This is a genomic window from Methylorubrum thiocyanatum (assembly GCA_014138645.1).
In the GTDB taxonomy this organism is placed as follows: Bacteria; Pseudomonadota; Alphaproteobacteria; order Rhizobiales; family Beijerinckiaceae; genus Methylobacterium; species Methylobacterium thiocyanatum.
This window is the reverse complement of the sequence record JACJIB010000003.1, coordinates 544,855-569,887: the sequence shown is the minus strand read 5'-3', so window position 1 is coordinate 569,887 and position 25,033 is coordinate 544,855. Positions and strand designations below refer to the sequence as shown.

General features: G+C 70.5%; 27 protein-coding genes. 19 read left to right on the top strand and 8 right to left on the bottom strand.

Annotation, left to right across the window (positions count from 1 at the left end):
* Window positions 1–285 precede the first annotated feature (285 nt).
* The gene (locus tag HNR51_RS10290; RefSeq protein WP_283215083.1) at window positions 286–1,482 is read left to right on the top strand and encodes a site-specific DNA-methyltransferase; all 1,197 of its coding nucleotides are present in this window, start codon (window positions 286–288) and stop codon (window positions 1,480–1,482) included.
* 67 nt (window positions 1,483–1,549) lie between these two features.
* On the opposite strand, the gene mutY is transcribed toward HNR51_RS10290, so the two are convergent.
* Window positions 1,550–2,764: an A/G-specific adenine glycosylase gene (gene mutY, locus HNR51_RS10285; protein WP_141952143.1), complete on the bottom strand. Its 1,215-nt coding sequence runs from the start codon at window positions 2,762–2,764 to the stop codon at window positions 1,550–1,552.
* Window positions 2,765–2,919: 155 nt separating this feature from the next.
* Between mutY and HNR51_RS10280 the strand changes: the two genes are divergently transcribed.
* From HNR51_RS10280 to HNR51_RS10215, 14 genes are all read left to right on the top strand, one after another.
* Entirely contained in the window at window positions 2,920–3,243 is a 324-nt protein-coding gene (locus tag HNR51_RS10280) for a hypothetical protein (RefSeq protein ID WP_012455242.1), read from the top strand.
* 171 nt (window positions 3,244–3,414) lie between these two features.
* On the top strand, window positions 3,415–3,891 hold the full coding sequence (locus HNR51_RS10275; RefSeq protein WP_012455241.1) for a DUF721 domain-containing protein: 477 nt from the start codon (window positions 3,415–3,417) through the stop codon (window positions 3,889–3,891).
* Between the two features lie 182 nt (window positions 3,892–4,073).
* Window positions 4,074–4,727, top strand: coding sequence for a DsbA family protein (locus tag HNR51_RS10270; RefSeq protein ID WP_152277557.1), 654 nt, complete (start codon window positions 4,074–4,076; stop codon window positions 4,725–4,727).
* Window positions 4,728–4,890: 163 nt separating this feature from the next.
* The gene (locus tag HNR51_RS10265; protein ID WP_041372052.1) at window positions 4,891–5,244 is read left to right on the top strand and encodes an AtpZ/AtpI family protein; all 354 of its coding nucleotides are present in this window, start codon (window positions 4,891–4,893) and stop codon (window positions 5,242–5,244) included.
* Window positions 5,245–5,382: 138 nt separating this feature from the next.
* Window positions 5,383–6,138, top strand: coding sequence for a F0F1 ATP synthase subunit A (locus tag HNR51_RS10260; RefSeq protein ID WP_012455238.1), 756 nt, complete (start codon window positions 5,383–5,385; stop codon window positions 6,136–6,138).
* Window positions 6,139–6,198: 60 nt separating this feature from the next.
* Window positions 6,199–6,426 carry a F0F1 ATP synthase subunit C gene (locus HNR51_RS10255; RefSeq protein ID WP_012455237.1) on the top strand — a complete coding sequence of 76 codons (228 nt, stop codon included), beginning with the start codon at window positions 6,199–6,201 and terminating at the stop codon, window positions 6,424–6,426.
* A 113-nt stretch (window positions 6,427–6,539) separates the two neighbouring features.
* Window positions 6,540–7,142 (top strand): F0F1 ATP synthase subunit B family protein, encoded by a 603-nt coding sequence (locus HNR51_RS10250; protein ID WP_210279926.1) that lies wholly within the window; start codon window positions 6,540–6,542, stop codon window positions 7,140–7,142.
* Between the two features lie 96 nt (window positions 7,143–7,238).
* Complete coding sequence (locus HNR51_RS10245; RefSeq protein ID WP_182554993.1) at window positions 7,239–7,724, top strand: F0F1 ATP synthase subunit B family protein; 486 nt, start codon at window positions 7,239–7,241, stop codon at window positions 7,722–7,724.
* A 351-nt stretch (window positions 7,725–8,075) separates the two neighbouring features.
* Window positions 8,076–9,380, top strand: a complete 1,305-nt coding sequence (gene glyA / locus HNR51_RS10240; protein WP_012455234.1) for a serine hydroxymethyltransferase — start codon at window positions 8,076–8,078, stop codon at window positions 9,378–9,380.
* 155 nt (window positions 9,381–9,535) lie between these two features.
* A complete protein-coding gene (locus HNR51_RS10235) occupies window positions 9,536–10,102 on the top strand; it encodes an RrF2 family transcriptional regulator (RefSeq protein WP_182554864.1) in 567 nt (188 codons plus the stop codon).
* A gap of 63 nt (window positions 10,103–10,165) precedes the next feature.
* Window positions 10,166–10,723 carry a transcriptional regulator NrdR gene (gene nrdR, locus HNR51_RS10230; RefSeq protein ID WP_012455232.1) on the top strand — a complete coding sequence of 186 codons (558 nt, stop codon included), beginning with the start codon at window positions 10,166–10,168 and terminating at the stop codon, window positions 10,721–10,723.
* Window positions 10,720–11,853 carry a bifunctional diaminohydroxyphosphoribosylaminopyrimidine deaminase/5-amino-6-(5-phosphoribosylamino)uracil reductase RibD gene (gene ribD / locus HNR51_RS10225; protein WP_182554863.1) on the top strand — a complete coding sequence of 378 codons (1,134 nt, stop codon included), beginning with the start codon at window positions 10,720–10,722 and terminating at the stop codon, window positions 11,851–11,853. The genes nrdR and ribD overlap by 4 nt, the downstream gene beginning before the upstream one ends.
* Window position 11,854: 1 nt before the next feature.
* On the top strand, window positions 11,855–12,493 hold the full coding sequence (locus HNR51_RS10220; RefSeq protein WP_012455230.1) for a riboflavin synthase: 639 nt from the start codon (window positions 11,855–11,857) through the stop codon (window positions 12,491–12,493).
* 397 nt (window positions 12,494–12,890) lie between these two features.
* Entirely contained in the window at window positions 12,891–14,117 is a 1,227-nt protein-coding gene (locus HNR51_RS10215; protein WP_182554862.1) for a hypothetical protein, read from the top strand.
* Here HNR51_RS10215 and HNR51_RS10210 read toward each other — a convergent pair.
* Both HNR51_RS10210 and HNR51_RS10205 read right to left on the bottom strand, forming a co-directional pair.
* On the bottom strand, window positions 14,105–14,539 hold the full coding sequence (locus tag HNR51_RS10210) for a GtrA family protein (RefSeq protein WP_182554861.1): 435 nt from the start codon (window positions 14,537–14,539) through the stop codon (window positions 14,105–14,107). The two genes, HNR51_RS10215 and HNR51_RS10210, sit on opposite strands and share 13 nt — an antisense overlap.
* Window positions 14,512–16,077 carry a UbiA family prenyltransferase gene (locus tag HNR51_RS10205; RefSeq protein ID WP_182554860.1) on the bottom strand — a complete coding sequence of 522 codons (1,566 nt, stop codon included), beginning with the start codon at window positions 16,075–16,077 and terminating at the stop codon, window positions 14,512–14,514. Before HNR51_RS10205 ends, HNR51_RS10210 begins: the two co-directional genes overlap by 28 nt.
* A 331-nt stretch (window positions 16,078–16,408) precedes the next feature.
* Here HNR51_RS10205 and ribH point away from each other — a divergent pair, with 331 nt between their 5' ends.
* From ribH to thiL, 3 genes are read left to right on the top strand one after another with little or no spacing between them, the layout of a single operon-like run.
* On the top strand, window positions 16,409–16,918 hold the full coding sequence (ribH, locus tag HNR51_RS10200; protein ID WP_012455226.1) for a 6,7-dimethyl-8-ribityllumazine synthase: 510 nt from the start codon (window positions 16,409–16,411) through the stop codon (window positions 16,916–16,918).
* The gene (gene nusB / locus HNR51_RS10195) at window positions 16,915–17,433 is read left to right on the top strand and encodes a transcription antitermination factor NusB (protein ID WP_012455225.1); all 519 of its coding nucleotides are present in this window, start codon (window positions 16,915–16,917) and stop codon (window positions 17,431–17,433) included. Before ribH ends, nusB begins: the two co-directional genes overlap by 4 nt.
* Window positions 17,434–17,439: 6 nt before the next feature.
* Window positions 17,440–18,417 (top strand): thiamine-phosphate kinase, encoded by a 978-nt coding sequence (thiL, locus tag HNR51_RS10190; protein ID WP_182554859.1) that lies wholly within the window; start codon window positions 17,440–17,442, stop codon window positions 18,415–18,417.
* Between the two features lie 25 nt (window positions 18,418–18,442).
* Here thiL and HNR51_RS10185 read toward each other — a convergent pair whose 3' ends face one another.
* From HNR51_RS10185 to HNR51_RS10175, 3 genes are all read right to left on the bottom strand, one after another.
* Complete coding sequence (locus HNR51_RS10185; protein ID WP_182554858.1) at window positions 18,443–19,303, bottom strand: SDR family oxidoreductase; 861 nt, start codon at window positions 19,301–19,303, stop codon at window positions 18,443–18,445.
* A 30-nt stretch (window positions 19,304–19,333) separates the two neighbouring features.
* Window positions 19,334–19,513: a DUF1328 domain-containing protein gene (locus HNR51_RS10180; protein ID WP_012455222.1), complete on the bottom strand. Its 180-nt coding sequence runs from the start codon at window positions 19,511–19,513 to the stop codon at window positions 19,334–19,336.
* Window positions 19,514–19,586: 73 nt separating this feature from the next.
* Window positions 19,587–20,912 (bottom strand): chloride channel protein, encoded by a 1,326-nt coding sequence (locus HNR51_RS10175; protein ID WP_182554857.1) that lies wholly within the window; start codon window positions 20,910–20,912, stop codon window positions 19,587–19,589.
* 299 nt (window positions 20,913–21,211) lie between these two features.
* Between HNR51_RS10175 and HNR51_RS10170 the strand changes: the two genes are divergently transcribed.
* Entirely contained in the window at window positions 21,212–21,649 is a 438-nt protein-coding gene (locus tag HNR51_RS10170) for a DUF3429 domain-containing protein (RefSeq protein WP_012455220.1), read from the top strand.
* A 7-nt stretch (window positions 21,650–21,656) separates the two neighbouring features.
* Here HNR51_RS10170 and pdeM read toward each other — a convergent pair whose 3' ends face one another.
* Together pdeM and HNR51_RS10160 are read right to left on the bottom strand one after the other, a co-directional pair.
* Complete coding sequence (gene pdeM, locus HNR51_RS10165) at window positions 21,657–22,370, bottom strand: ligase-associated DNA damage response endonuclease PdeM (RefSeq protein ID WP_041372050.1); 714 nt, start codon at window positions 22,368–22,370, stop codon at window positions 21,657–21,659.
* Between the two features lie 157 nt (window positions 22,371–22,527).
* The gene (locus HNR51_RS10160; protein ID WP_182554856.1) at window positions 22,528–25,032 is read right to left on the bottom strand and encodes a ligase-associated DNA damage response DEXH box helicase; all 2,505 of its coding nucleotides are present in this window, start codon (window positions 25,030–25,032) and stop codon (window positions 22,528–22,530) included.
* Between the last annotated feature and the right edge of the window lies 1 nt (window position 25,033).

Sequence of the window (25,033 nt, the reverse complement as noted above, 5' to 3'; positions counted from 1 at the left end):
GCGGCAAGCATTGATTACTTGGCGTGACACGCGCGGGTCATGACTCGAAATCATCAAAACTTGTCGGGCAAGCATTCGTCCGCGTGCGATGGTGCGGTGCGAAAGCCTTGGTAAATCTGTCGCGGCGCCTGCCTGCGAGGCGGCGGACCCTTGCATGTGCTGCATGGCGCAGGGCGGCAAAAACTGCCGACCCATATCGAGACGCAACGGTGTGGTGACGGCAAACCCGGCCTTTACCGTGATCGGGGCATGGTCCCGGTGTCAGTCGCGTAACCGGTGTTTGCCATGGCTTCCCCGCGTACCGCGGTCGTCGGCGCCACCGCCCGGAATCAAGTTTCGCGTACCGGGCGGATCGCGTCGGCGCCGCGGATGGGTCTCGCACCCTCCGTTCAGCGTCTCCCCAACACCCTTCCCCTCGACGAGATCCTGATCGGCGACTGCATCGCCGCGATGGACCGTCTGCCGGCAGAGAGCGTCGACTGCGTCTTCGCCGACCCGCCCTACAACCTCCAGCTCGGCGAAGCGGGCCTGACCCGTCCCGACCAGAGCGTGGTCGATGCGGTCGACGACGACTGGGACAAGTTCTCCAGTTTCGCCGCCTACGACGACTTCACCCGTGCCTGGCTCAAGGCCGCGCGCCGCGTGATGAAGCCGAACGCGACCCTGTGGGTCATCGGCTCGTACCACAACATCTTCCGGGTCGGCAGCGCGTTGCAGGATCTCGGTTACTGGATCCTGAACGACATCGTCTGGCGCAAGGCCAACCCGATGCCGAATTTCCGCGGCAAGCGCTTCACCAATGCGCACGAGACCCTGATCTGGGCCTCGCGCTCGCCGCAGGCGAAGTACACCTTCCACTACGATGCCCTGAAGGCCGGCAATGAAGACCTTCAGATGCGCTCCGACTGGTTCATCCCGCTCTGCACCGGCGAGGAACGGCTGAAGGACGAGGCGGGCCGCAAGGTCCACCCGACCCAGAAGCCGGAGGCCCTGCTCGCCCGCACGCTGCTGGCAGCGACCAATCCCGGCGACGTGGTGCTCGATCCGTTCTTCGGCACCGGCACCACCGGGGCGGTGGCGAGGCGCCTCGGGCGCCACTTCATCGGCTGCGAGCGCGATCCGACCTACGCCGCGGCGGCGCGGACCCGGATTGAGCGCATCGAAACCCTGTCGGCGGCCTCGCTCGCGCTGGCCACCCCGAAGCGGGCCGAGCCGCGCATTCCGTTCCTCAGCGTGGTCGAGGCCGGCCATGTCCGCGCGGGCGAAACCCTGACCGACGAGCGCCACCGCTTCCGGGCGACGGTGCGGCCGGACGGTCAGCTCAGCGTCGGGCCGGCGATGGGCTCGATCCACAAGGTCGGCGCACTGGTGCAGGGCCTGCCCGCCTGCAACGGCTGGACCTTCTGGCACGCCGAGCGCGGCGGGAAACTCGTCTGCATCGACGATTATCGCAGTGAGATGCGGGCTCGGACGAGCGCATAACGCCTGTCGCGGTTTCGAGAGGACAAGTCCTTGTCAAAGGGTGCAGGGCAGAGCCCTGCATCCTCCACTACCGTGTCCGCACCGGCTTGGGCGCCTTCTTGACGATCCGCGCCAGATCCGAGGGCCGCGACGAGGCGGGTTTCGGGATCGGTCCGCGCCGCGGCGGCGGCTCGGGCTCGGGCGGCGTGGCGAGATCCGGCTCGGGCGGCGGCTTCGCCACCGGCGCGGCGAGCGGCACCGGCCCGGCGAGGGCATGCGCCAGCACCTTCTTCATCGCGCCGGGCAGCGGCTCGGTGTCGAGCGCGGCGCGGGGTGTGAACCGCATTCCGTCGGGCGGCTTCGTATCCGCCGCGACGCGGGCCAGGAACACCGTCAGCTCCAGGGGGAAGTGGGTGAAGCCGTGCTTCACCACGCCGGGGAGGCGCTTCCAGCGGGCGTCGAGCGGGGCGTCGAGCAAGCCCTTGGCCGGATCGTAATCGGGCAGCCATTCGCTCGTCGGCGGCTCGGCCATGGCGCCGAGCAACCCTTCCGCCGGCCGCGTGCGCAGCAGGATCGCCTCGTCGCCGGCCCGGAGCGCGACGAAGGCGGCCCCTTTCCGCAGGACGCCCTTTTCCTTCTTCACCTTCCTCGGAAAGGTGTCCTGCAGCCCCTCGGCGCGGGCACGGCAGGGGAGCATCCACGGGCACAGGGCGCAGGCCGGGCGCTTGGGCGTGCACAGCGTCGCGCCGAGATCCATGAGCGCCTGCGCGAAGTCGCCCGGCCGCCGGTCCGGCACCAGGGCCTGGGTGAACAGGCGGATCTGCGCGCGGGCGGCGGGAAGCGGCGTCTCGATGGCATGCAGGCGGCTCATCACCCGCTCGACATTGCCGTCGACGGCGGCTGCCGGCCGGTCGAAGGCGATGGCGGCGATGGCGCCCGCCGTGTAGGCGCCGATGCCGGGCAGCTTGCGCAGGCCGTCTTCGGTGTCGGGGAAGGCGCCCGCGGCGGCGACCGCCTTGGCGCAGGCGTGCAGGTTGCGCGCACGGGAATAGTAGCCGAGCCCGGCCCAGGCCGACATCACCGCCTCTTCCGGCGCGGCGGCAAGCGCCGTCACGCTGGGAAACAGCGTCAGGAATTTCTGAAAGTAGGGTTTGACCGCCGTGACGGTGGTCTGCTGCAGCATCACCTCCGAGAGCCAGACCCGGTACGGGTCGGGTTGCTCACCCGGCAGCGCCCGCCAGGGCAATGCCCGGCGGTGGCGGTCGTACCAGGCGAGGAGGTCGGCGGCCGAGGCGGCGGGCATGGCCCGTCCATAGCGGGAGCGCGGGAGCGGAAAAAGCGTCTTCGCGCCGTCGGCCGCAAACGGGCGAGGCTCAACACCGAGCCTCCGTCACCCCCTACGGCGGATTCGGCCGGCACGCATTCACGCGGCCGCCGAACGTCGGTATCCCGGGTTGCATGATATCGGCGATCCTCATTCTCTTCCTGTTCGTCGGTGGTCCCGGCGCCCTGCTGGTCCTGTGCGCGATGGCGAACGGCTCCGATCTCGCCCTCACGCTCTGGCGGCAGGCCGTCCGCTGGATCTACGCCGTCGTGCTCCTCATCGGTGCGGCCGGTCTTGCGCATTGGGGCCTCGTCGCGGGCGTCGCCGAAACGGATACGGGGCCTCAGTATGTCGCGGCGCTCTGTCTGGAGTTCGTGACCGTTCTCTCCGCTTTCGTGGCCTGGACGATCGTGAATGTCCTGAAGCGGCGTGGTTCCAGGGCTGCGGTTCGTGCGTGACGCCGGGACAGGCCGGGACGTCGCCGGCTCGGCAGGGCCCGCGCATTCGCCCGGGCGGGCTCGGCATCATCGGCACGGCATCCCCGCTTCCGACTCCCGTGCGGGCCGCTTTTCGGATAGGTTCGCGGGCGGGGCGCGCCGGCCGTGCGGCCCTTGTGTTCCGGGGTGCCGATGGCGCGCGTCAAACCGCTCAGCGAACTGATCGAGGGCTGTATCGGCCCGGCGTTTGCCGCGCAGGGATTCGCCTCCTCCGACATCCTCGCCGCGTGGCCGGACATCGTCGGCGCCCGGCTCGCCGGGGCCTGCCAGCCGGTCAAGCTCGAATGGCCGCGCCGTGCCCGCCGTGATGCGGAGGGGCGGCCGGAGCCCGGCACCCTGGTGGTGCGGGTGGAGGGCGCCTTCGCCCTCGAACTCCAGCATCTCGCCCCGGTGGTGATCCAGCGCGTCAACGCGCATTACGGCTGGGCCTGCATCGGCAAGATCGTTCTGCGCCAGGATCGCCTGCACCGGACCAGCCGCCGCACGCCGCCGATGGTGCTCGATCCGGCCCGCCGCGGCGAGGTGGCTCTCGCCGTCGCCCGTATCGAGGAGGATCGCCTGCGCGATGCTCTTGACCGCCTCGGCATCGCCGTGGTGGCGCGGCGATAGCGGCCCGGCGTCGCCCGAGACCAGCCGGGACCAACCGAAGGACGTGCGGGCGGCCGCGCAGCGTGATAAGCGGCTCGCGAAAGGCCGTGCGGCGACGCGTCCCTCGGCCGGACGGAGCCGTTCCGTCTAATCCTGCGCGCGATCGGGCCTCCCCATGGCCCGCGAACGGAGCCCGCCCTGCCATGATCACCCGGCGCGACGCCCTGAAACTGACCGGCCTTGCCCTCGGCACCGCCGCCCTGCTGCCGTCCTTCTCCCTCGAAGCGCTGGCGCAATCGGCCGACACGGCCGCCTTGATGCAGCCCGGTCCCCTCGGCGATGTCTGGCTCGGGCCGGCCGACGCCAAGGTGACGATCATCGAGTACGCCTCGATGACCTGCTCGCACTGCGCCCACTTCCACGCCACGACCTGGCCGGTGCTGAAGGAGCGCTACATCGACACCGGCAAGGTGCGCTTCACCCTGCGCGAGTTCCCGCTCGATCCGCTCGCCACCGCCGCCTTCATGCTGGCCCGCTGCGACGGCGACGCGAAGTACTACCCCATCACCGATCTGCTGTTCGACCAGCAGCCGAACTGGGCCTTCGTGCGTAAGCCGCAATCGCCGGTCGATGCCATGGAGCAGCTGCTGCGTCAGGCCGGCTTCTCGAAGGAGAAGTTCGAGGCCTGCCTCAAGGACCAGAAGACCTACGCCGCCATCAACGCGGTCAAGACCCGGGGGCTCGAGACCCTCAAGGTCGAATCGACGCCGACCTTCTTCATCAACGGCGAGAAGCGCGCCGGTGCCCTCTCCATCGAGGAGATGGAGAAGATCATCAAGCCGATCCTGGGGGCCTGATCCGGCTCGCCGAAGGCCGTGGAAAAACAAAAATCATGTTGATTTATCAACAGCTTAATAGGTGCTTCGGTCGCCTTGACACTCAAGGTTGGCGAAACTATGGTGCGCCGCGCCGAGGGCACTGGCCGGTTCCTTCCGCTCCCGACGACGTGTGGGGTCGCCCGTGAGCGGTGACCCGGCAGGCCAGGGGAGCGGGCCGGAAAAGGCTCCCGCCGACGGCGATCTCTCCGCGAGGCTCAAGCGTCTCGAGACGCAGCTCGAAGGCAAGCGGCCCAAAGCCGCTCCCGACAAGCTTGCGCGCACCGGCACGTCCGGCGGGGCAGCCCCGCTCGGTCAGGCCATGCGGCTCTCGACCGAGTTCATCGCGGGCGTGATCGCCGGGGGCATCCTCGGCTACATCGTCGATCATCTCTTCGGCACCAAGCCGTGGGGCATGATCGTTCTGCTGATGCTGGGCTTCGTGACGGGTATCTACAACGTCATGCGGGTCAGCGGCTTCAGTGGCCGGAAAAACTGAGAAAGATCACCGGTAAGGGTCGCCAAGGCGCTTCTAGGGTCTTGAGACTCGCCCGGCATCGTGTAAGGGCGACGCGCGACAGACGGGAGCCGCTGAGGCTCCCTCGCGCGGACACACAAAAGGGGCGGAAGCGGGCACATGGCGGTCAGTATCGACCCGATCCACCAGTTCGAGCTGCAGCCGCTCGTCTCGCTGGGTCACATCGGCAACCAGCAGCTCGCGTTTACGCAATCGGCTCTCTACATGTTCGCCGCGGTGGGCATCATCGCGCTGCTGACCATCGTGGCGACCTCCGGGCGTTCCGTCGTCCCGGGCCGGCTCCAGGCGCTGGCCGAGACGCTCTACGAATTCATCGCCGACACGGTGCATCAGGCGACCGGTGCCGACGGCAAGCGGTTCCTGCCGCTCGTGTTCTCCCTGTTCATGTTCGTGCTCATCCTGAACCTCCTCGGGATGATCCCCTACGCCTTCGCGGTGACCAGCCACCTCATCGTCACCTTCGGCCTCGCCCTCGTGGTGATCCTGACCGTGGTGATCTACGGCGTGGCCAAGCACGGCACCCACTTCCTCGGTGTGTTCGTGCCGTCGGGCGTGCCGAAGCCGCTGCTGCTCATCATGGTGCCGATCGAGATCGTGTCGTTCCTGTCGCGTCCGATCAGCCTCTCGGTCCGTCTCTTCGCCAACATCCTGGCCGGCCACATTGCCCTGAAGATCTTCGCCTTCTTCGTGGTGCAGCTTCTGGTCGCCGGTGCCTGGGGCGTGCTCTCGCCCCTGCCGCTCGCGCTCACCATCGCGCTGACGGCTCTCGAGTTCCTCGTCGCGGCCCTCCAGGCTTACGTCTTCGCGACGCTGACGGCGGTCTATCTCGCCGACGCCCTCCACCCCGGCCACTGATCCTTCCCGGCCGGACCCTTCCGCCCACAACGAACCCCGTTCGAACTTCAGGAGTGTTTCATGGATCCCGTCGCTGCGAAGTACATCGGCGCCGGCCTCGCCTGCCTCGGCATGGCGGGCGCAAGCATCGGCCTCGGCAACCTGTTCGGCCAGTTCTACTCGGGCGCCCTGCGTAACCCGTCGGCCGCCGACAGCCAGCGCACCAACCTCCTCCTGGGCTTCGCGCTCACCGAGGCGCTCGGCATCTTCTCGCTGCTCGTCGCGCTGCTGCTGCTCTTCGCCGTCTGACGTGCTTTTCGAGGGCGTGCGAGCCGGCTTTTGAGCCCGCCTCGCACGCCCTCGCTCGTTGATCCGGCCGCTCCGCCCGCGGAGCCGGCCTTCCGACGTCACCGGACAGGGCCATGGCCGAGCAGAACATCCTCACGACCCCCTCCCCGAACGCGGACACGACGATCGTTCCGCCCGGGAGCCCGCACACCCATACCGAGCAGCCCTCCGGCGGCCACGGCGGGGCCTTCCCGCCCTTCGAGAGCCACACCTTCCTCGCGCAGCTGATCTGGCTCGCGCTGGCATTCGGCCTGCTCTACTACCTGATGTCCAAGGTCGCGCTGCCGCGCATCGAGGCGATCCTCGGCGACCGCGCCGGCCGGCTCTCGTCCGACCTGAACGAGGCCCAGCGCATGAAGACCGAGGCCGATGCCGCCGGCGCCGCCTACGAGACGTCGCTGCGTGAGGCTCAGGCGAAGGCGCAGGCCATCGCTCAGGAGACCCGCAACAGCCTCACGGCCGAGGCCGACGCCAAGCGCAAGACCCTCGAAGCCGAGCTGAACCAGCGGCTTGCCGCCTCCGAGGCGACCATCCGGGCCCGCACGAGCGAAGCCATGGGCAATGTCCGCACCATCGCCGGCGAGACCGCCTCGGCCATCGTCGAGCGGCTGACCGGCCAGGCCCCCGACCCGGCGAGCCTGAACCGCGCCCTCGACGCGACGCCCGCCGTCCACTGATCCGAGGGCCGGCCTCGCCGCCGGCCCCACCATCCGAACCGACCCCGCACCGGCCCCGCCGGGCGGAAGGCCGACCAAGGGTTTGAGACCGACATGCTGTTGACCGCGGAATTCTGGGTCGCCGTCGCCTTCGTGGCGTTCCTGGTCATCGTCTGGCGGGTCGGCGGCTTCTCGATGATGACGAGCGGCCTCGACAGCCGCGCCAAGCGCGTGCGCCACGAACTCGACGAGGCCCGCCGCCTGCGCGAGGAGGCCGCGGCCGTCCTCGCCGACTACAAGCGCCGCCGCACCGAGGCCGAGCGCGAGGCCGAGGCGATCGTCGCCGGCGCCCGCGAGGATGCCGAGCGCATCGCCGCCGAGGGCCATGCCCGCCTCAACGATTTCGTCGCCCGCCGCACCAAGGCCGCCGAGGCGAAGATCGCCCAGGCCGAGGCGCAGGCCTCCGCCCAGGTCCGCGCCGCTGCCGCCGACGCGGCGGTCAAGGTCTCCGAAACCCTGTTGCGCGAGCGCCTTCAGGGGGGCGCGGCCCAGGATCTCGTCCGTGCCAGCCTCGGCGACGTGAAGAGCCGTCTGCAGGCCTGATCCGAAAGGCCAGCGCCGCCTTTCGGCAAGCCGACGGCGCGAATCGACAAGACGCGCCGGCCGCTGCGGCTACGGTCACCGGAAGGGTGAGCGGGGCCGGCGACAAATCGAACCGTCGGTCCAGCGACACCCGGCTCTGCCGGGTGTTTTTGCGTGTGCAGGACCACGCGGGGGCTGCGCTGCCGCAGCGCAGGGCCGCTCCCGTGAAAAATTTTGAACGCAGGCGTAAAATCACCTGTGCTTGGCCTGTCGTTCGACGACGTGTACGAATAGTGCCGAAATTCACCCCCGCACACGCCAGCGGGAGAACGGGTGGGTTCGCCCGTAAAACAACGAAAAGAGGCTACGCTCATGAGCGCCGGAACTGCGTCCGACACCACTGCCCTGAACACCTTCTTCTCGGCTCAACTTGCGGAGACCGATCCGGAGATCGCCAAGGCCATCTCGCAGGAACTCGGCCGGCAGCAGCACGAGATCGAGCTGATCGCCTCCGAGAACATCGTCTCCCGCGCCGTGCTCGAGGCGCAGGGCTCGGTTCTGACCAATAAGTACGCCGAGGGCTATCCGGGCCGTCGCTACTACGGCGGCTGCCAGTTCGTGGACATCGCCGAGGAGCTGGCGATCGACCGCGCCAAGCGCCTGTTCGGTTGCGGCTTCGCCAACGTTCAGCCGAATTCCGGCTCCCAGGCGAACCAGGGCGTGTTCATGGCCCTGATGCAGCCCGGTGACACCTTCCTCGGCCTCGACCTCGCCGCCGGCGGCCACCTCACCCACGGCGCGCCGCCGAACGTCTCGGGCAAGTGGTTCAAGCCGGTCTCCTACACCGTGCGCCGCGAGGACCAGCGCATCGACATGGAGCAGGTCGAGCGCCTCGCCCAGGAGCACAAGCCGAAGGTGATCATCGCCGGCGGTTCGGGCTACCCGCGTCACTGGGACTTCGCGAAGTTCCGTGAGATCGCCGATTCCGTCGGCGCCTACTTCTTCGTCGACATGGCCCACTTCGCCGGCCTCGTCGCCGCGGGCCTGCATCCCTCGCCGTTCCCGCATGCCCATGTCGCCACCACGACGACGCACAAGACCCTGCGCGGCCCGCGCGGCGGCATGATCCTGACGAACGACGAGGCGCTGGCCAAGAAGTTCAACTCGGCGATCTTCCCCGGCCTTCAGGGCGGCCCGCTGATGCACGTCATCGCCGCCAAGGCGGTGGCCTTCGGCGAGGCGCTGAAGCCCGAGTTCAAGATCTACGCGAAGCAGGTCATCGATAACGCCAAGGCGCTGGCCGACACCATCATCTCGGGCGGCTACGACATCACCTCGGGCGGCACCGACAACCACCTGATGCTGGTCGATCTGCAGAAGAAGGGCCTCACCGGCAAGGCCGCCGAGGCGGCGTTGTCGCGGGCCGACATCACCTGCAACAAGAACGGCGTGCCGTTCGACCCGCAGAAGCCGACGATCACCTCCGGCATCCGCCTCGGCACCCCGGCCAGCACCACCCGCGGCTTCGGCGTCGCCGAGTTCAAGCAGGTCGGTTCGCTGATCGTGCAGGTGCTCGACGGCCTCGCCGACAAGGGTGAGAGCGGCGACTCCACCGTCGAGGCGGCGGTGAAGGAGAAGGTCCACGCCCTGACCGATCGCTTCCCGATCTACAGCTAAGCTCTTCGAGCCTCTCTCGGTCCGCGCAAGCGGGCCGATGCGACCGCGGATCTCCCGATCCGCGGTCGCTGTCGTTTCAAGACAACTTTCGAGTTAATCTGCGCGAACTTTGTCGCCTAAGGAGTGTACACGTCATTCTGTTCTTGGAATGATGGATGCCGAATTCGCCTTCGCCTGAAGGTTGTGCGGCGTCGCTCGGGAGGGAGCTCCTGCATCTCTCGCTTCATACGGATTATGGCCTGCGTCTCCTGATGCGCCTGACCCTGGTTGAGCCGGGCGCCTGGATCGCGACTCCGACCATTGCGCAGCGCTTCGGCATCTCGGTGCACCATCTCCAGAAGATCGCCCAGGCACTCGTCCGGGCCGGTGTCGTCGAGGCGCGGCAGGGCCGCGCCGGCGGCGTGCGCCTGGCACAGAATCCGCGGGACATCCGGCTCGGACGCCTCGTCGCGGAACTGGAGGGTGTCGGGACGGTGGTGGATTGCCAGCGTGACCCCTGCCGTCTCCTCAGCCGCTGTCGCCTCAAATGGGCCCTGGACGCGGCGGAGCAGGCCTTCTTCCTCGAACTCGACCGTCTCACGCTCGCCGACGTGGCGGCCGGTTCGACGGCGGCGGCGCTCGGCGCCCTCTTCGACGAGCCGGACGACGAGAGTTCCACCCCCGCCGATCCCTTCGACGACACCCTCGCCGACGCCTCGGCCGATCCGGCTCCTGGCAATTGAGCGGCGAGTGGGGCAGAGAGGGCGCGGCTGAGAGAACGTGCCGGACGAGGTGGTGAGCGCGCGATGCGGTGTCCGTTCTGCGGTGGCCCCGACACCCAGGTGAAGGATTCGCGGCCGAGCGAGGATTCCTCCGCGATCCGCCGCCGTCGCGTCTGCCCGGATTGCGGCGGACGCTTCACGACCTTCGAGCGGGTGCAGTTGCGCGAACTCGTCGTGCTCAAGCGCTCGGGCAAGCGCGTGCCCTTCGACCGCGATAAGCTCCAGCGCTCGATCGACGTGGCGCTTCGCAAGCGCACGGTCGATCCCGAGCGGGTGGAGCGCCTCGTCAGCGGTATCACCCGCCGGCTGGAGAGCGGCGGCGAGGGTGAGGTCACCAGCGAGGCCATCGGCGAGGCGGTGATGGAGGGGCTCAAGGGGCTGGACGACGTCGCCTATGTCCGCTTCGCCTCGGTCTACAAGAATTTCCGCGAGGCGCAGGATTTCCAGGACCTGCTCGGTACCCTTGGCGGCCGTCTGGCGGGCGAGGCGCTCCTGCCCGAAGAGGAGGAGGCCGTGCCTGTCGCGACCGACGAGGCGGCCGCCGCACCGCGCCGCGGCCGTCCGTCCCGCAAGCGGGCATGACGGGGCCGGCCGTGGATACCGCCGTGCAGCAGGCTCTCGATCGCCGCGCCATGCGCCTCGCCCTGGCACTGGGACGGCGCAATCTCGGCCGGACTTGGCCCAATCCGAGCGTCGGCGCCATCGTGGTGACCCCTGACGGCCGTATCGTCGGGCAGGCGGTGACGGCCCCCGGCGGGCGGCCGCATGCCGAGCCGCTGGCGCTCGCCATGGCGGGCGAGGCGGCGCGCGGCGCCACGCTCTACGTCACCCTGGAGCCCTGCTCGCATCACGGCCGTACGCCGCCCTGCACGGAGGCGACGATCCGCTCGGGGGTCGCCCGCGTCGTCACCGCGATCGAGGATCCGGATCCGCGGGTGGCCGGGCGCGGCCATGCCGGCTTGCGCGCCGCCGGAATCGCGGTCGAGACCGGCCTGCTGCGCGAGGAGGCCGCCCGCGACCATCGCGGCCATTTCAGTCGGGTGACGAAGGGCCGCCCGAGCCTCCACCTCAAGCTTGCCCGCACCCGCGACGGCTTCGCCGCCCCCTCGACCGGCGAGCGGCTGAAGATCACCGGTGCCATCGCCGACGGGGCGGTGCATCTGTGGCGGGCGCATGCCGACGCGATCATGGTCGGCATCGGCACGGCCCGGGCCGACGATCCGTCGCTGACCGTGCGGCTGCCGGGGCTCACCGAGCGCTCGCCGCTGCGGATCGTCCTCGACTCGACCCTGCGCCTCAACCCGGCGAGCCACCTCGTGCGCGGCGCCCGCGACCTGCCAACCCTGGTGCTGACCGGGCGCGGCGCCCCGGCCCATGCCCGGCGCATGCTCGCCTCCTTCGGCGTCGAGATCGCCTTCGTCCCGACCGATGCACAGGGCCGAATCGATCTGCCCGCGGCGCTGGCCGCGCTGGCGGAGCGCGGCCTCACGCGGATCTGCAGCGAGGGCGGGCCGGCGCTTGCCGATGCGCTCGCCGCGCACGATCTGATCGATGCCTGCACCCTCATCACCGGCGCCGTCGCGCTGGGGGAGGCCGGCGGCCTGCCGGCGCTCGGGCCCAACCTCGCCCGCCGCCTCGCGGACGGCTCCTTCGCCACGGTCGAGACCCGCGACCTCGGCCCCGACACGGCGACCACTTACGAGAGGATCTGACATGTTCACCGGGCTCGTCAGCGATGTCGGCCGGGTCGTCTCGATGGAGGGCTCGGACCGGTTGCGCCGCATTGTCATCGAGAGCGCCTACGATCCCGCCGGCATCGCGCTCGGCGCCTCGATCGCCTGCTCCGGTCCCTGCCTCACCGCCGTCGCGGTGGAGCCGCACGGCGCGGGCTGCCGCTTCGCGGTGGATGCCGCCGCCGAGACCCTGGCCCGCACCACCGTGGGCACGTGGCGCGAAGGCACGCGGATCAACCTCGAACGCTCGCTCAAGCTCGGCGACGAACTCGGCGGCCACCTCGTCACCGGCCATGTCGACGGCATCGCCGAGATCCTGGCGCGCGAGACCGTGACCGGCGAGGACAACCCGTGGGGCGCGAGCGAGCGCTTCACCCTGCGGGCGCCGTCCGCGCTCGCCGGGTTCATCGCCGAGAAGGGCTCGATCTGCCTCGACGGCACCTCGCTCACCGTCAACGCGGTCTCGGGCGCCGACTTCTCGGTGCTGCTGATCCCGCATAGCCTCTCGGTCACGACCTGGGAGGAGCGCCGCGCCGGCGACCGGATCAATCTCGAAGTCGATCTGCTCGCCCGCTACGCCGCGCGCCTCGCCGAGACCCGCGGGCTGCTGCAGGGGTGAGTCCGCTCCGGCTCGGGCGAAAGATCGCGCTCCCTTGCCGCATAGGCGGCTCACGCGGGCACGGGCCACCCCGGTCGAGAGCATCGAACGTCCCAAGACCATGATGTGCCCTGGTCGGCCGCCTCGTTCGACGCGGTTGAGCGGAGGCCTTGCTGACTTTTGCCTGGCTCTCAGGAACGCCACTGGATTCCTGATCAGCTGAACCGACCGTCGCGGCGTGCGAGGGCTCGGCCTCGATTGTCTTTCGTCCGCTCACCTGCGGCAATGCCGCCGTGGGCCGCGACCATGACCGGTCTTGCCCACGGCAAAGGCCAAGGTTCACATGGGAGAGACTTCGCCGTTTCCGCCCCGTCGGGCGCCTTGATTCGGGATTGTCTGAAGAAGGGCGGCGGGGCGCATGACGGGACCAGTCGAGACGCGCCGCGACCGAGTGCTGGCGGCGCTGACCGCACTGGGCGGTGCCCTCCTCCTCGCCCTGCTCCTCGGACGGGGCGCCCTGCGCGATGCCGGCTTCAATTCCCACGGGGCCCTGGCCGACGCGCTCCTGCACGGGCGGCTCTGGGTCGAGCACTGTCCCGAGATCGATTGCGCCCTGTTCGAGGGGCGCCGCTACATCATCTTCCCGCCCCTGCCGGCGCTGCTGCTCACGCCGTTCATCGCCCTGTTCGGCTTTCCCGGCTTCAAGGGCTTCGTGCTGCTCGGTCTGTGCCTGTCGGCCCTGAGCCTGTTCACGTGGAGCCGCATCTTCAGCGCCCTCGGGGTCGGGCGAACGGAGGCGCTGTGGCTGCTCGCGGCGCTCGCCTTCGCGAGTCCGCTCTATCAGGTCACCCTGCGCTCGGACGGCGTCTGGTTCTTCTCCCAGACGGTCGGGTTCCTGATGATGAGCCTGAGCGTCTGGGCGGTGATCGGCCGGGCCTCGCTGCCGCTCGCCGGGCTGTTCGTCGGCCTCGCCTTCCTGTGCCGGCAGATGGCGATCTTCTATCCCCTGTTCCTGCTGGTTCTGGCCCTGCCGCGGGGGCGTCCGCTGTTCGCGGATTCCGCCGCCGTCGTGAAATCGGCGCTGCTGGCGGCTCTGCCCGTCGCGGCCGCCCTCGCGGTGTATTGCGCCTACAACGCCGCGCGGTTCGGCAGTCCGTTCGAGACCGGCTACGCCTTCATCCACAATCCCGGCCAGGACAGCTTCATCTGGCGCCGCATCACCGAGGGCGGCCTGTTCTCGCGCGACTACCTGCTGTTCAACACGCTCTACCTGTTTCTGCAGGGCACCCATTTCGAGTTCGGCGGGCCGCGGCTGACGGATCTCGTCGGCTTCGACAAGGCCGGCACGGCGATCCTCGTGGCGAGCCCCTGGCTGCTGCTGGCCTTCTACGCCCGGCTCGACCGGGTGTTCGCGGCCGGCGCCGCCACCATCGCGGTCATCGCCGGGCTCACCCTGCTCTACCATTCGAACGGCGCCGAGCAGATCGCGACCCAGCGCTACGTGCTCGACTGGCTGCCGATCCTGATCGTGCTGATGGTGCGCGGCGAGCGCCCGCCGGCCTTCGCCGCCCTGCCGCTCCTCGTCACCTGGGGCGTGACCGCGAACCTCGCCGTGGTGACCCTGCTCTCGGTCTACAGGCTCTGAGGCACCTGAGACGACGGTCGCGGCGCCGAGCCGAAGGTGAGGAGACGGTGACCGCAATAGTTCGCCACCGCACCGACGGCGATGCCAGCGCCGTGGGCGATGGCCTCGGCGAAGGACGGCCTCAGCTCCGGCAGCAGAACGGTCAGGCCGTCGAGCACCACCAGGCTGACCGCGAGCACGACGCCCGCGCCGGCGGCGTTCACCGCGAGGAACAGGCCGACCTGCCCGCGCAGCGAGCCGCGCGACGCCCCCCGGAACACGAAGGCCCGGTAGAGCCAGAACGACGCGAGCATGCTGAGGCCGTAGGCGGCGAGCAGGGCGGCCTCGAACGGCAGGACGAGCGAGAGCGGGATCCGGATGAGCCAGTTGATCGCGGTCGCCGAACCGCCGGCGATCAGGAAACGGACGACCTCATGACCCATGACGGTTCGAATCCCTGCGGAAGGAGGCGGTGCGGTAGGCCGAAGGCGGCGACCGCGAAGGCGAGACCGGCGATGCCCGCGAGCGCGAGGCTCGGACGATCCTTGACCGCGAAGGCGACCGGATCGTCGTGCAGGGCATCGCGGCCCGCCAGCAGCCAGACCCGGCCCATGAACAGAACGAGGATGAGTGGGAAGCTCCACAGCGCCAGCGGTGCGGCGAGCGCCGCGTGGTGGAACGCCTCGTTGGCGAGATACAGGATGAAGATGACGACGCTGGCGAGCCCCGAGGCGACGCCGAAGGCGAGCACGACGCCTTCGTCCGCCGGCTGGTAGCCGCGCCCGGCGATGGGGCCGGCTTGGCCGCGCCGGACCGCCCCGCGCAACTCCGTGTGGCGCTTCGCGAACGAGAGCGAGGTGAACAGGAACATCGAGAAGGTGAGCAGCCAGGGCGACCACGCCACCCCGACCGCCGCGACGCCGAGCACGATCCGGAGGGAGAACAGGCCCCCGAGCGTTAGCGTGTCGAGCATCGGCACCCGCTTCAGCCACGCGGAATAGGCCAGCGTGAGGGCAAGGTAGGCGAGCACGCCGGCGACGACCGCCGCGCCGGCGAGGGCCGCCAGCGCGAGCCCGCCCGTCAGGCCGAGCACGAGCGCGCCGAGACCGACGGCGAGCGGCAGCGCCCCGCTCGCCAGGGGGCGCTCACGTTTCGACCAGTGGGCGCGGTCGTGCGACAGGTCGAGGAGGTCGTTGAGCAGGTAGCTCGCCGAGGCGACGAGCCCGAGCGCCAGAAAGGCCAGGAGCGCGCTGCCCCAGGCCTGCGCCTCCCCGGCCCGGCCGCCGAGGACGAGAGGCAGGAATACGAGGGCGTTCTTGACCCATTGGTGCAGGCGCAGGCCCTTGAGCAGCGCCCGGGATCGTGAGGCGGCGGGAAACGCCTCCACCGGCTTGCCGAGCGCCTTCGCGGCGCGGAGCACGGCTGTGGAGGCTTCCACCACGATCACCCGCCGTGCCGTCGCCCAGACCGGCAGATCGGCGGCGGAATCGCCGGCATAGTCGAAGCCCTGCGGGTAGAGTGCCCGGAGCTGGGCCGCCTTGGTCTCGCCCTTGAGGTTGCGCACCCCGTCGCTCGCCACCACCCGGTCGAAGACGGGAAAGCGCCGCAGCGCCCGCAGCGCCATCAGCTCGTCGGCTGCGGTGGCGAGCACGATCTCCTGGCCGGCCGCCTTCCGCGCTTCGATATGGGCGAGCAAAGCCGCGTTGGCCGGGAGGGTCGCGACATCGAGGCCGGCGCCTTCCGCGATCCGGCGCTTGAAGTAGGCGCGGCCCCGCGGCAGCCACAGCAGCATCGCGAACAGCATCAGCGGATTGGCCCGCAGCAGCGCGATGACGCCTTCCAGCAGCAGGTCGGTGCGCAGCAGCGTACCGTCGAGGTCGATCACCAGCGGAACCGGCCGCGGCGCGAAGGCCGGATCCCCGCCCCGGTCGTCGATCGGGACCGGGGCCGCCTCCGCCCTTCTCGCGCGCGCGGTCGCCATGCTGGATAACCCCCGTTTCCAGTGCGCGGCCGCTATGGGCGGCCCCGCTTACTTGCGTTCGACAGTCTATCGCCGACACCGACTTCAGGCGGGTTAATAGGTGTCATCGCAGGTTGTGGGGCGGCCATTTCGGCGCGATGTGATTGATCAAACCTCTCCGCTACAACTGAAATGCGAGGGGTTTTCCGCGCCGCGTCGTGCGCCTCTTGCCCGTCGCACGCCTGGGCTGCGCCCGGCCCGGCTCCCATGGCGCTTGTGGAGCCGGCGGCACTTGGGCTAACCCTCCGGCCCGCCCCACACTTCCGCGAACTCGCCTCGGAACGTCACACCCATGGTCTCCCAACGCCGGGACGCGGACGCGCCCAAGAGCATTCTCGAGAGCCTCGCCGGCACCCGCGTGCTGGTGGTGGAGGCGCGCTACTACGACGACATCGCCGACGAGCTGCTGGCGGGGGCCCGCGCCGCCATCGAGGCGGTCGGCGCCGAGGCGCGGATCTTCACCGTGCCGGGCGCCCTCGAAATCCCCTCGGCGATCGCGATCCTGATGGAAGCCGGCCGCAAGGCCGGGGGCCCCTACGACGCGGCGGTGGCGCTGGGATGCGTCATCCGCGGCGAGACCGGCCACTACGACATCGTCGCGGGCGAGAGCGCCCGCGCCCTGATGGATCTCTCCGTTTCCGAGCACCTGCCGCTCGGCAACGGCATCCTCACCGTCGAGACCATGGAGCAGGCGCTCGCCCGCGCCCGGGTCTCCGAGATGAACAAGGGCGGCGGCGCGGCGGAGGCGGCGCTCAGCCTCCTCGCCATCAAGCGCGCCGCCAACCTGGAACCCGCCCGATGACCGAACCCGCCGCACCGCCGGCCCAGACGCCAGCTCAGTCGAAACCGAACACCCGCACCGGCGCCCGCCTCGCCGTCGTGCAGGCGCTCTACGAGATGGAGATCTCGGACAAGGGCGTGATCGACGCGCTCGCCGAGTTCGAGGCCTTCTGGATCGGCCAGGAGATCGACGGCGTCGTCCACCCGCCGGCCGAGACCGCCTTCTTCCGCGATGTGCTGCGCGGCGCCGTCGAGGAGCAGCGCGCCATCGACCCGAAGCTCGACGCGGCGCTCGCCAAGGGTTGGCCGCTGCGGCGGCTCGAAGTCGTGCTGCGGGCGATCCTGCGGGCGGGGGCCTACGAGCTGATGTTCCGCCGCGACGTGCCGGCCCGGGCCGCGATCTCGCAATATGTCGATGTCGCCCACAGCTTCTACGGCGGCGACGAGCCCGGCATGGTCAACGCCGTGCTCGACCGGGTCGGCCGCGAGGTGCGCTCCACCGAGTTCGGCATCCCGGCCGCCCCGAAGAAGGCCTGAGGAACGATGGCGCGCGCGGGCGAGGAGGCGCTGATCGCCCGCTATTTCGCGCCGCTGTCCGGCCCCGGCGCCGAGGGCCTGCGCGACGACGCGGCGAGCCTCGTCCCGGCGCCCGGCCAGGATCTCGTGGTGACCGCCGACGCGATCGTGGCCGGTGTCCACTACTTCCCCGACGACCCGCCCGGCTCGATCGCCGTGAAGGCGCTCGGCGTGAACTTGTCCGATCTGGCGGCGAAGGGTGCGGTTCCGCGCGGCTTCCTTCTCACCCTCGCCCTGCCGAATGACTGGACGGAAGCGTGGCTCTCGGCCTTCGCGGAGGGGCTCGGCACCGTGATCCGCGCCCATGGCTGCCCGCTCCTCGGCGGTGATACCGTGCGGTCCGGCGGCCCGGCGCTGATCGGCGTCACCGCCATCGGCGAGGTGCCTGCGGGCGCGATCCTCCGTCGGCAGGCGGCGCGGGCCGGCGACCGGCTCTGCGTCAGCGGCCATATCGGCGACGCGGCCCTCGGGCTCGCCCTGCGTCTCGCACCGGATGCCGGCTTCGAGCCGGCCCACGGCGACATCCTCCTCGACCGCTACCTCCACCCGCGCCCGCGTCTGGCGCTCGTTCCCGCCCTGCGCCGCCATGCCCGCGCGGCGATGGACGTGTCCGACGGGCTCGTGGGCGACCTGACGAAGATGCTCGCCGGCACCGGGCTGACCGCGCGGATCGATGTTGCGTCCGTACCGCTCTCCCCAGCCGCGCGGGCGGCCATCGCCCGCGATCCGGGGCGACGCGCCACGGCGCTCACCGGCGGCGACGATTACGAGATCCTCTGCGCGGTGCCACCTGACTCCGTGGCGGCGTTCCTGGCCGATGCGGAGGCCGCCGGGGTGCCCGCCGCCGAGATCGGCAGCGTGGAGGCGGGCGACGAAGCGCCCCGCTTTCTCGACGCGCAGGGGCACGCCATGGATTTCGCCCGCACCGCGTTCAGCCACTTCTGAAGCCGCGCGCCGCACGGTCGCCCCCTTATCGGAGGGGACGCGACGCCTCGATCCCGGCCTGCCGCCGGCTCAGGCTCCAGACCCGTTCCTGAAGGGCCTCGTCCCGGCTGCGGGCGGAGGAGGCCGTCTCGCGGCACTTGGCGAAATAGCGCCCGCTCACGCCGTCGAGTTCGGGCGCGGTGGCGACGTGCAGCGAGGTCCTGGCGCCCGCCTCGGTCGAGATCAGGAAGGGACGGATCAGGCTCCAGGCGAAGCCGAGCCCGCCGCTGGTGTTCTTGGCGAAGTCGCTCGCCACGACCCCCGGATGCACGGCGTTGACGGTGACGCTGCTGCCGGCAAGGCGCCGGGCCAGGGCGTAGGTGAACAGCACGTTGCCGAGCTTGGCCTGGGAATAGGCCTTCATCGCCGAATAGCGGCGCTCGCCGCCGAGATCCTCGAAATCGATGCGCCCGCGGGTATGGGCGGCGGAGGCGAGATTGACGATGCGGGCCCGCGGCGCGGCCTCCAGCGGCGCGCGCAGTTCGTGCGTCAGCAGCACGTAGGCGAGATGGTCGAGGGCCCAGCTCCGCTCGATCCCGTCGACGGTGACGTGGCGATCGGAGAAGATTGCGCCGGCATTGTTCACGAGGATGTCGAGGGCGCGATAGTGCGCCCTCACCTCCCCCGCGAGCCGGCGGATCTCGGCCTGGCTCGACAGGTCGGCGAGGAAGACGTCCGCCGCGCCGCCGGTCTCCCGGCGCAGATGCGCGGCGGCGCGTTCGGTGCGCGGGCGGTCGCGTCCCACGAGGCCCACCCGCGCCCCGAGGCGGGCGAGCCCCAGGGCCGTCTCGGCGCCGATCCCGGAGGAGGCGCCGGTGACGAGGGCGGTGCGACCGTCGAGGCGCACGCGGTCAGGCCCAGCCGATCAGACCACCGATCAGAACACCGCCTGACCGACGGCCAGCGCGATCACCACGATGACGATGGCGAGCACGAGGAACAGGCCGAACAGGACGCGGGCGATCGAACTCGCGCCGGAGGCGATGCCGGTGAAGCCGAGGGCGCCCGCGACGAGCGAGATGACAAAGGCGATGGCGGCCCACTTGAGAAGCGTCATGGCAGTTCACTCCGAAACGAAAGCGGAGCAATAACCGCGATCGGGCCGGCGGCGTTCCGCCGCGGCCCGCGCTTTACGCACTCCGCTCCCCGGCGGCGCGGCGCACCAGCAGCTCCGCCAGCGTGTGGTAGAGGCCGCCGCGGCAGACCAGCTTCGACACCGCATCCGCGATCAGAGCCGCGAGCATCAGCGGAATCATCATCGCGTGGTTCTGGGTCATCTCGGTGACGATGACGAAGGAGGTGATCGGCGCCTGGAGCACGCCGGTGAGGTAGGCGGTCATGCCGATCAGCACGAGCGCGCCGACCGGCACATGCGGCAGCAGCAGGGCCGCCTCCGCCCCGAGTCCCGCGCCCACGGCGAGCGAGGGGGCGAACAGGCCGCCGGGAATGCCGCTGATCGAGGACAGCACGGTGGCCAGGAACTTGAGCGGGGCGAAGTCCGAACGCGGATCGTTCGCACCGTGAAGGAGCGCCCGCGCCTCCTCGTACCCGGTGCCGTAGACGGCGCCGCCCGAGGCGAGGCCGCACAGGGCGAGGCCGAGCCCGCACAGGGCGGCGAACAGGATCGGGCGGTGGGCGATCCACCGGCCCGCCCGTCCCGGCAGGCCGCGACTGACCGCGATGACGATGCGGCTGAACAGACCGCCCGCGAGCCCGCCGGCCACGCCGAGCAGCGGCACGGCGAGCCAGCCGGCGGCCAGGGAGAGCTGCGCGTCCGACGTGCCGAAATAGGTGTAGTCGCCGAGGATCGCCAGCGAGGTCAGGCCGGCGGCGATGATGGTGGCGACGATGAGCGCGCTGCCGCGGCTGTCATAGGCCCGGCCGAGTTCCTCGATGCCGAAGACGATGCCGGCAAGCGGCGTGTTGAAGGCCGCCGCCACCCCGGCCGCGCCGCCCGCGAGCAGCAGGCCGCGCATCCGCTCCGGGCTCAACCCCCCGAAGGCCGCCATGATCGCCGCCCCGACCTGCACGGTCGGCCCCTCGCGGCCGATCGAGGCGCCGCACAGGAGCCCGAGGCACATCACGACGATCTTGCCCCCCGCGACCTTCAGCGAGATCAGGGCGTGGCGCGCGCGTCCGGCGTCGAGGGCGCGGGCGGCGATCACCTGCGGGATGCCGGAGCCCTGCGCGTTCGGGAAGACGGTGCGGGTGAGCCACGCGGCGAGCGCGAAGCCGGCGGGACAGAGCACGAGCGCCAGTGCCGGCACGGCGTGGAGCCCGTGACGGAACAGCTCCTGCGCCGCATCCGCCGCCTTGGCCATCAGAACGGCGGCAAGGCCGACACAGACGCCGCCGGCCAGGAACAGGGCGCGCCGGCGCCAGGTCGTCCAGGCATCGCCGGAGGCCCCGCGCAGCCGGGACAGGGCGGGTCTCAGGTCCGTGGGGCGCAGCGGCATGGGAGGAATCGAGCAGAGGGCCGTGTTGCAGGCATCCTGACGGTGCCGAGGGCCCGGAGCCATGCCCCTGGCGCGGCTATCCCGCACGGATTTTCACCTTTGACGTGCGGACCGACGCCCGGTGCTGCAACAAATGGTCCCGGTTGCGGGATGGATGCGGATCTGCGCGTTTACAAGGCTTCACGATCATCCCGCATCGACGCCGTGCCCTTCATGGGCTCTGACGGCGGGTGGGTCGGATCGGGCGATGCGGGATCCGGCGAGGGCTGGACCGTGCGACAAGCAGCCGGGGAGACGGCATGGGGCGGCTGAACACGGTACCCGCGAGCGCGGTCCTTCTCGGCATCGCGGGGCTGATTCCGTTCGTGGGCTTCGCCGCCCTGTCGGTCAGCGGCACGGATGTCGGACTCGGCACGATCGGACTTTCACCGCGGACCATCCTCTCCGCCTACGGGGCGGTGATCGCCTCGTTCCTCGGCGGCATCCGCTGGGGCGTCGCCGCGGCCCGCGGCGCCGGCTGGCGCGACTACGGGCTTGCCATCGTGCCCTCGCTGCTGGCCTGGGCGGCGCTGGCCGCCCCGGCGCCGTGGGATCTGCGCATCCTCGGCGCGCTGGTGCTGCTGTGGGGACTGGTCGATCAGGATCTCGCCCGCCGCGGCCTGATGCCCAACTGGATGGGCCGGCTGCGGCTGGCGCTGTCGGCGGTTGCCGGGGCGGCGCTGCTGGTCGCGGCGTGAGCCCGCGTCAGTCCCGCCCGAGCATGGTCCGGCCGATGGCGAAGACGCGCCCGTCGCCGAGCAGATAGGCGGTGAACCCCTTCGGAAAGAGCGGCTCGAAGGCGGCGTCGCGCACGTTGAGCCCGCCGGTATAGGCGCCGAAGGCCGGCATCACGAGGCGCTGCCCGTCGCTGACGAAGCAGCGGCGGCGCACGGAGCGGCCGCGCATGCTGACCTTGCCGCAGGGGTGGAGATGGCCGGCGATCTCGCCCGCCCCTGCCGCCGCCAGCGGCTCGTGGCGCAGGGTCAGGCCGCCGAGCTGAACGGTCTCGCAGTAGCGCCCGCCGACGCCCTCGCTCACCGCCGCGTCGTGGTTGCCGGCGATCCAGACCCAGTCGCGGCCCTCCTGCAGGGCGGCGATCATGGCGCGGTCGCCGGGCTCCATCCGCTCCGGGCCACGGGCATCGTGGAAGGAATCGCCGAGCGCGACGACGCAGGCCGGATCGAGCCGCTGAACCACCTCGTGCAGGCAGGCCAGGGTCTCGCGGGTGTCGTAGGGCGGCAGGAACTGGCCGGAGCGGGCGGCGAAGGACGAGCCCTTCTCCAAGTGCAGGTCCGACACCACCAGGGTGCGGTGTTCGGGCAGCCACAGGGCGCCGGTGCGGTCGAGGCTGAGCGCCTCTCCGGCAAGCGCAAGGTCGGTGCCCTTCACGGTCTTCTCGAGTCTCTGGCCGAGTGCCAACGTCATCGTCCTCGCAAGCGCATTCCGACGAAGTGGTCGCCGGTTCGCCGAAAAATGCGCGTCAAAACAGTAGCCTGGAGCCGTACCGACCTGATGCCATCAGGTCGGTACGGCTCCAGGGCGCGGAGGAGGCGGCACACCGCTTCAGCCGAAGGGCCTAAGCCAAAGCCTCCTGCAGAAGCTCGGCTTCGGCCTCGGCCAGGATCTCGTCGGCCCCCTCCCCGTAGACCCGCTCGCGCCCGATTTCGAGCATGACGGACACGGAGAGCGGCGAGACGCGGTCCAGCGCCCTATGGGTGATTCGCCCCCGGATGCGTCTCAGCATCATGCCGAGGCGGGTCACGTCGAGGAGTCCGGTTGCCGCATCCTGGCGCGCGGCGCGCAGGAGCAGGTGGTCGGGCTGGTGGCGGCGCAGCACGTCGTAGATCAGGTCGGTCGAGATCGTGACCTGCCGCCCCGTCTTCTTCTGCCCCGGGAAGCGCCGCTCGATCAGCCCGGCGATCACGGCGCATTGCCGGAAGGTGCGCTTCATCATCGCGGATTCGTCGAGCCACGCCTCCAAGTCGTCGCCGAGCATGTCCTCGTCGAACAGCGCCTCCATGAAGCCGGGCGAAAGCACGGCGCGCTCGCTGACATCCTTCGTGCACCAGATGGCGATGCCGTAATCGTTGGCGGCAAAGCCCAGCGGACGCAGCCGCGCGCGCTCCAGGCGCCGGGTCAGCAGCATGCCGAGCGTCTGGTGCGCCAGCCGGCCCTCGAAGGGAAAGGCCGTGAGGTAGTGGCGCCCCGCCCGCGGAAAGGTCTCGACCAGGAGGTCGCGCTCGCCCGGCAGGACGGAATGGCGGCGCTGCTGCGCGAGGTAGTTCGAGAGCTGCGCCGGCAGCCGGTCCCACTCGAACGGATCGGCGATGATCGCCCGCACCCGCGCGGCGAGGAAGGTCGAGAGCGGGAATTTCGAGCCGGCATAGGAAGGGATCGCCGGATCGGTTCCGGGTCCGGCCCGTGTCACGAGGCACTCGTCCTCGGACAGCCCCTCGAAGCGCAGAACCTCGCCCGCGAACAGGAAGGTGTCGCCCACCGTCAGCGTCTCGGCGAAATCCTCCTCGATCTCGCCCAGCGTCCGCCCGCCCTTCGGCAGCACGGTGCCCGGCTTCGAGCGGAGGCTGCGGGCCATGCGCACCTTGATGTGCGTCGACTCGACGATGGTGCCGATATTCATGCGGTATTGCTGCGCCACCCGCGCGTCGCGCACCCGCCACTTGCCGTCCGCGCCGCGCAGGATCTTGGCGAAGCGCTCGTAGGCGCGCAGCGCGTAGCCGCCGGTGGCGACGTAATCGACCACCGCCTCGAAATCCTCCCACGAGAGGGTCGCGTAGGGCGCGGCCGAGATCACTTCCTCGTAGAGTTCGAGCGGATCGAACGCGTCGGCACAGGCCATGCCGAGGACGTGCTGGGCCAGCACGTCGGGAGCGCCGAGGCGGGCGTCCGGGGTGTCCTGGGCCGCCTCCTCCACCGCGTCGAGGGCGGCCCGGCATTCCAGCATCTCGAAGCGGTTGCCGGGGACGAGATAGGCCTTGGAGGGCTCGTCCATGCGGTGATTGGCCCGGCCGATCCGCTGCATGATCCGGCTCGCGCCCTTGGGCGCGCCGAGATTGACCACGAGATCGACGTCGCCCCAGTCGATGCCGAGATCGAGCGTCGCGGTGCAGACGATGGCGCGCAATTGCCCCGCCGCCATCGCCGCCTCGACCCGGCGGCGCTGGGTGGCGTCGAGGGAGCCGTGATGGAGGGCGATCGGCAGCGTGTCGTCGTTGAGCCGCCACAGCTCCTGGAACGTGTACTCCGCCTGGAGCCGGGTGTTGACGAAGACGAGCACCGTGCGGTGCTGGCGGATCAGCTCGTAGATCGCCGGCATGGAGTGCCAGGCGGTATGGCCGGAGAGCGGAAGCGTCCGGTTCACGTCGAGCATGTGCAGGTCGGGCTTGGCGCCGCCCTTGACCACGACGAGGTCGGCCCGCCGGTCCTCGCCGGGCACCTGCCCGACGAGGTACTTCCTCAACTCGTCCGGCTCGCGCACCGTCGCCGAGAGGCCGATGGCGCGGGCCTCGGGCGCCAGACGCCGCACCCGTGCGAGCGCCAGGGACAGGAGATCGCCCCGCTTCGAGGTGACGAGGGCGTGCAACTCGTCGAGCACGATCGTCTTCAGCCCGGCGAAGAACGCTTCCGCCTCGCGATGCGCCAGGAGCAGCGAGAGCTGTTCGGGGGTGGTGAGCAGGATGTCCGGCGGGCGCTGGATCTGACGGGCGCGCTTGTGGGCGGGGGTGTCGCCGGTGCGGGTCTCGACCGTGACGGGCAGCCCCATTCCCTCGATCGGCGCATCGAGGTTGCGGGCGATATCGACCGCGAGCGCCTTGAGCGGCGAGACGTAGAGGGTGTGGAGTCCGCGCGCCTTGCCGTTCCGGCCTGTCGGCCGCTCGCTCAGCGCGACCAGGCTCGGCAGGAAGCCGGCCAGCGTCTTGCCCGCCCCCGTCGGCGCGACGAGCAGGGCCGAGCGCCCGGCTCGGACGGTCGCGAGCAGTTCGAGCTGATGCGGGCGGGGCGACCAGCCGCGCGAGGCGAACCACGCGGAGAACGGCGGCGGAAGGTCTGGAGGCGCGGGCACC

Coding starts and splice junctions, on each gene's coding strand:
- HNR51_RS10290 (WP_283215083.1), top strand. CDS start 286: ATGGCTTCCCCGCGTACCGCGGTCGTCGGCGCCACCGCCCGGAATCAA.
- mutY (WP_141952143.1), bottom strand. CDS start 2,764: ATGCCCGCCGCCTCGGCCGCCGACCTCCTCGCCTGGTACGACCGCCAC.
- HNR51_RS10280 (WP_012455242.1), top strand. CDS start 2,920: ATGATATCGGCGATCCTCATTCTCTTCCTGTTCGTCGGTGGTCCCGGC.
- HNR51_RS10275 (WP_012455241.1), top strand. CDS start 3,415: ATGGCGCGCGTCAAACCGCTCAGCGAACTGATCGAGGGCTGTATCGGC.
- HNR51_RS10270 (WP_152277557.1), top strand. CDS start 4,074: ATGATCACCCGGCGCGACGCCCTGAAACTGACCGGCCTTGCCCTCGGC.
- HNR51_RS10260 (WP_012455238.1), top strand. CDS start 5,383: ATGGCGGTCAGTATCGACCCGATCCACCAGTTCGAGCTGCAGCCGCTC.
- HNR51_RS10255 (WP_012455237.1), top strand. CDS start 6,199: ATGGATCCCGTCGCTGCGAAGTACATCGGCGCCGGCCTCGCCTGCCTC.
- HNR51_RS10250 (WP_210279926.1), top strand. CDS start 6,540: ATGGCCGAGCAGAACATCCTCACGACCCCCTCCCCGAACGCGGACACG.
- glyA (WP_012455234.1), top strand. CDS start 8,076: ATGAGCGCCGGAACTGCGTCCGACACCACTGCCCTGAACACCTTCTTC.
- HNR51_RS10235 (WP_182554864.1), top strand. CDS start 9,536: ATGCCGAATTCGCCTTCGCCTGAAGGTTGTGCGGCGTCGCTCGGGAGG.
- nrdR (WP_012455232.1), top strand. CDS start 10,166: ATGCGGTGTCCGTTCTGCGGTGGCCCCGACACCCAGGTGAAGGATTCG.
- ribD (WP_182554863.1), top strand. CDS start 10,720: ATGACGGGGCCGGCCGTGGATACCGCCGTGCAGCAGGCTCTCGATCGC.
- HNR51_RS10220 (WP_012455230.1), top strand. CDS start 11,855: ATGTTCACCGGGCTCGTCAGCGATGTCGGCCGGGTCGTCTCGATGGAG.
- HNR51_RS10215 (WP_182554862.1), top strand. CDS start 12,891: ATGACGGGACCAGTCGAGACGCGCCGCGACCGAGTGCTGGCGGCGCTG.
- HNR51_RS10210 (WP_182554861.1), bottom strand. CDS start 14,539: ATGGGTCATGAGGTCGTCCGTTTCCTGATCGCCGGCGGTTCGGCGACC.
- HNR51_RS10205 (WP_182554860.1), bottom strand. CDS start 16,077: ATGGCGACCGCGCGCGCGAGAAGGGCGGAGGCGGCCCCGGTCCCGATC.
- ribH (WP_012455226.1), top strand. CDS start 16,409: ATGGTCTCCCAACGCCGGGACGCGGACGCGCCCAAGAGCATTCTCGAG.
- nusB (WP_012455225.1), top strand. CDS start 16,915: ATGACCGAACCCGCCGCACCGCCGGCCCAGACGCCAGCTCAGTCGAAA.
- thiL (WP_182554859.1), top strand. CDS start 17,440: ATGGCGCGCGCGGGCGAGGAGGCGCTGATCGCCCGCTATTTCGCGCCG.
- HNR51_RS10180 (WP_012455222.1), bottom strand. CDS start 19,513: ATGACGCTTCTCAAGTGGGCCGCCATCGCCTTTGTCATCTCGCTCGTC.
- HNR51_RS10175 (WP_182554857.1), bottom strand. CDS start 20,912: ATGCCGCTGCGCCCCACGGACCTGAGACCCGCCCTGTCCCGGCTGCGC.
- HNR51_RS10170 (WP_012455220.1), top strand. CDS start 21,212: ATGGGGCGGCTGAACACGGTACCCGCGAGCGCGGTCCTTCTCGGCATC.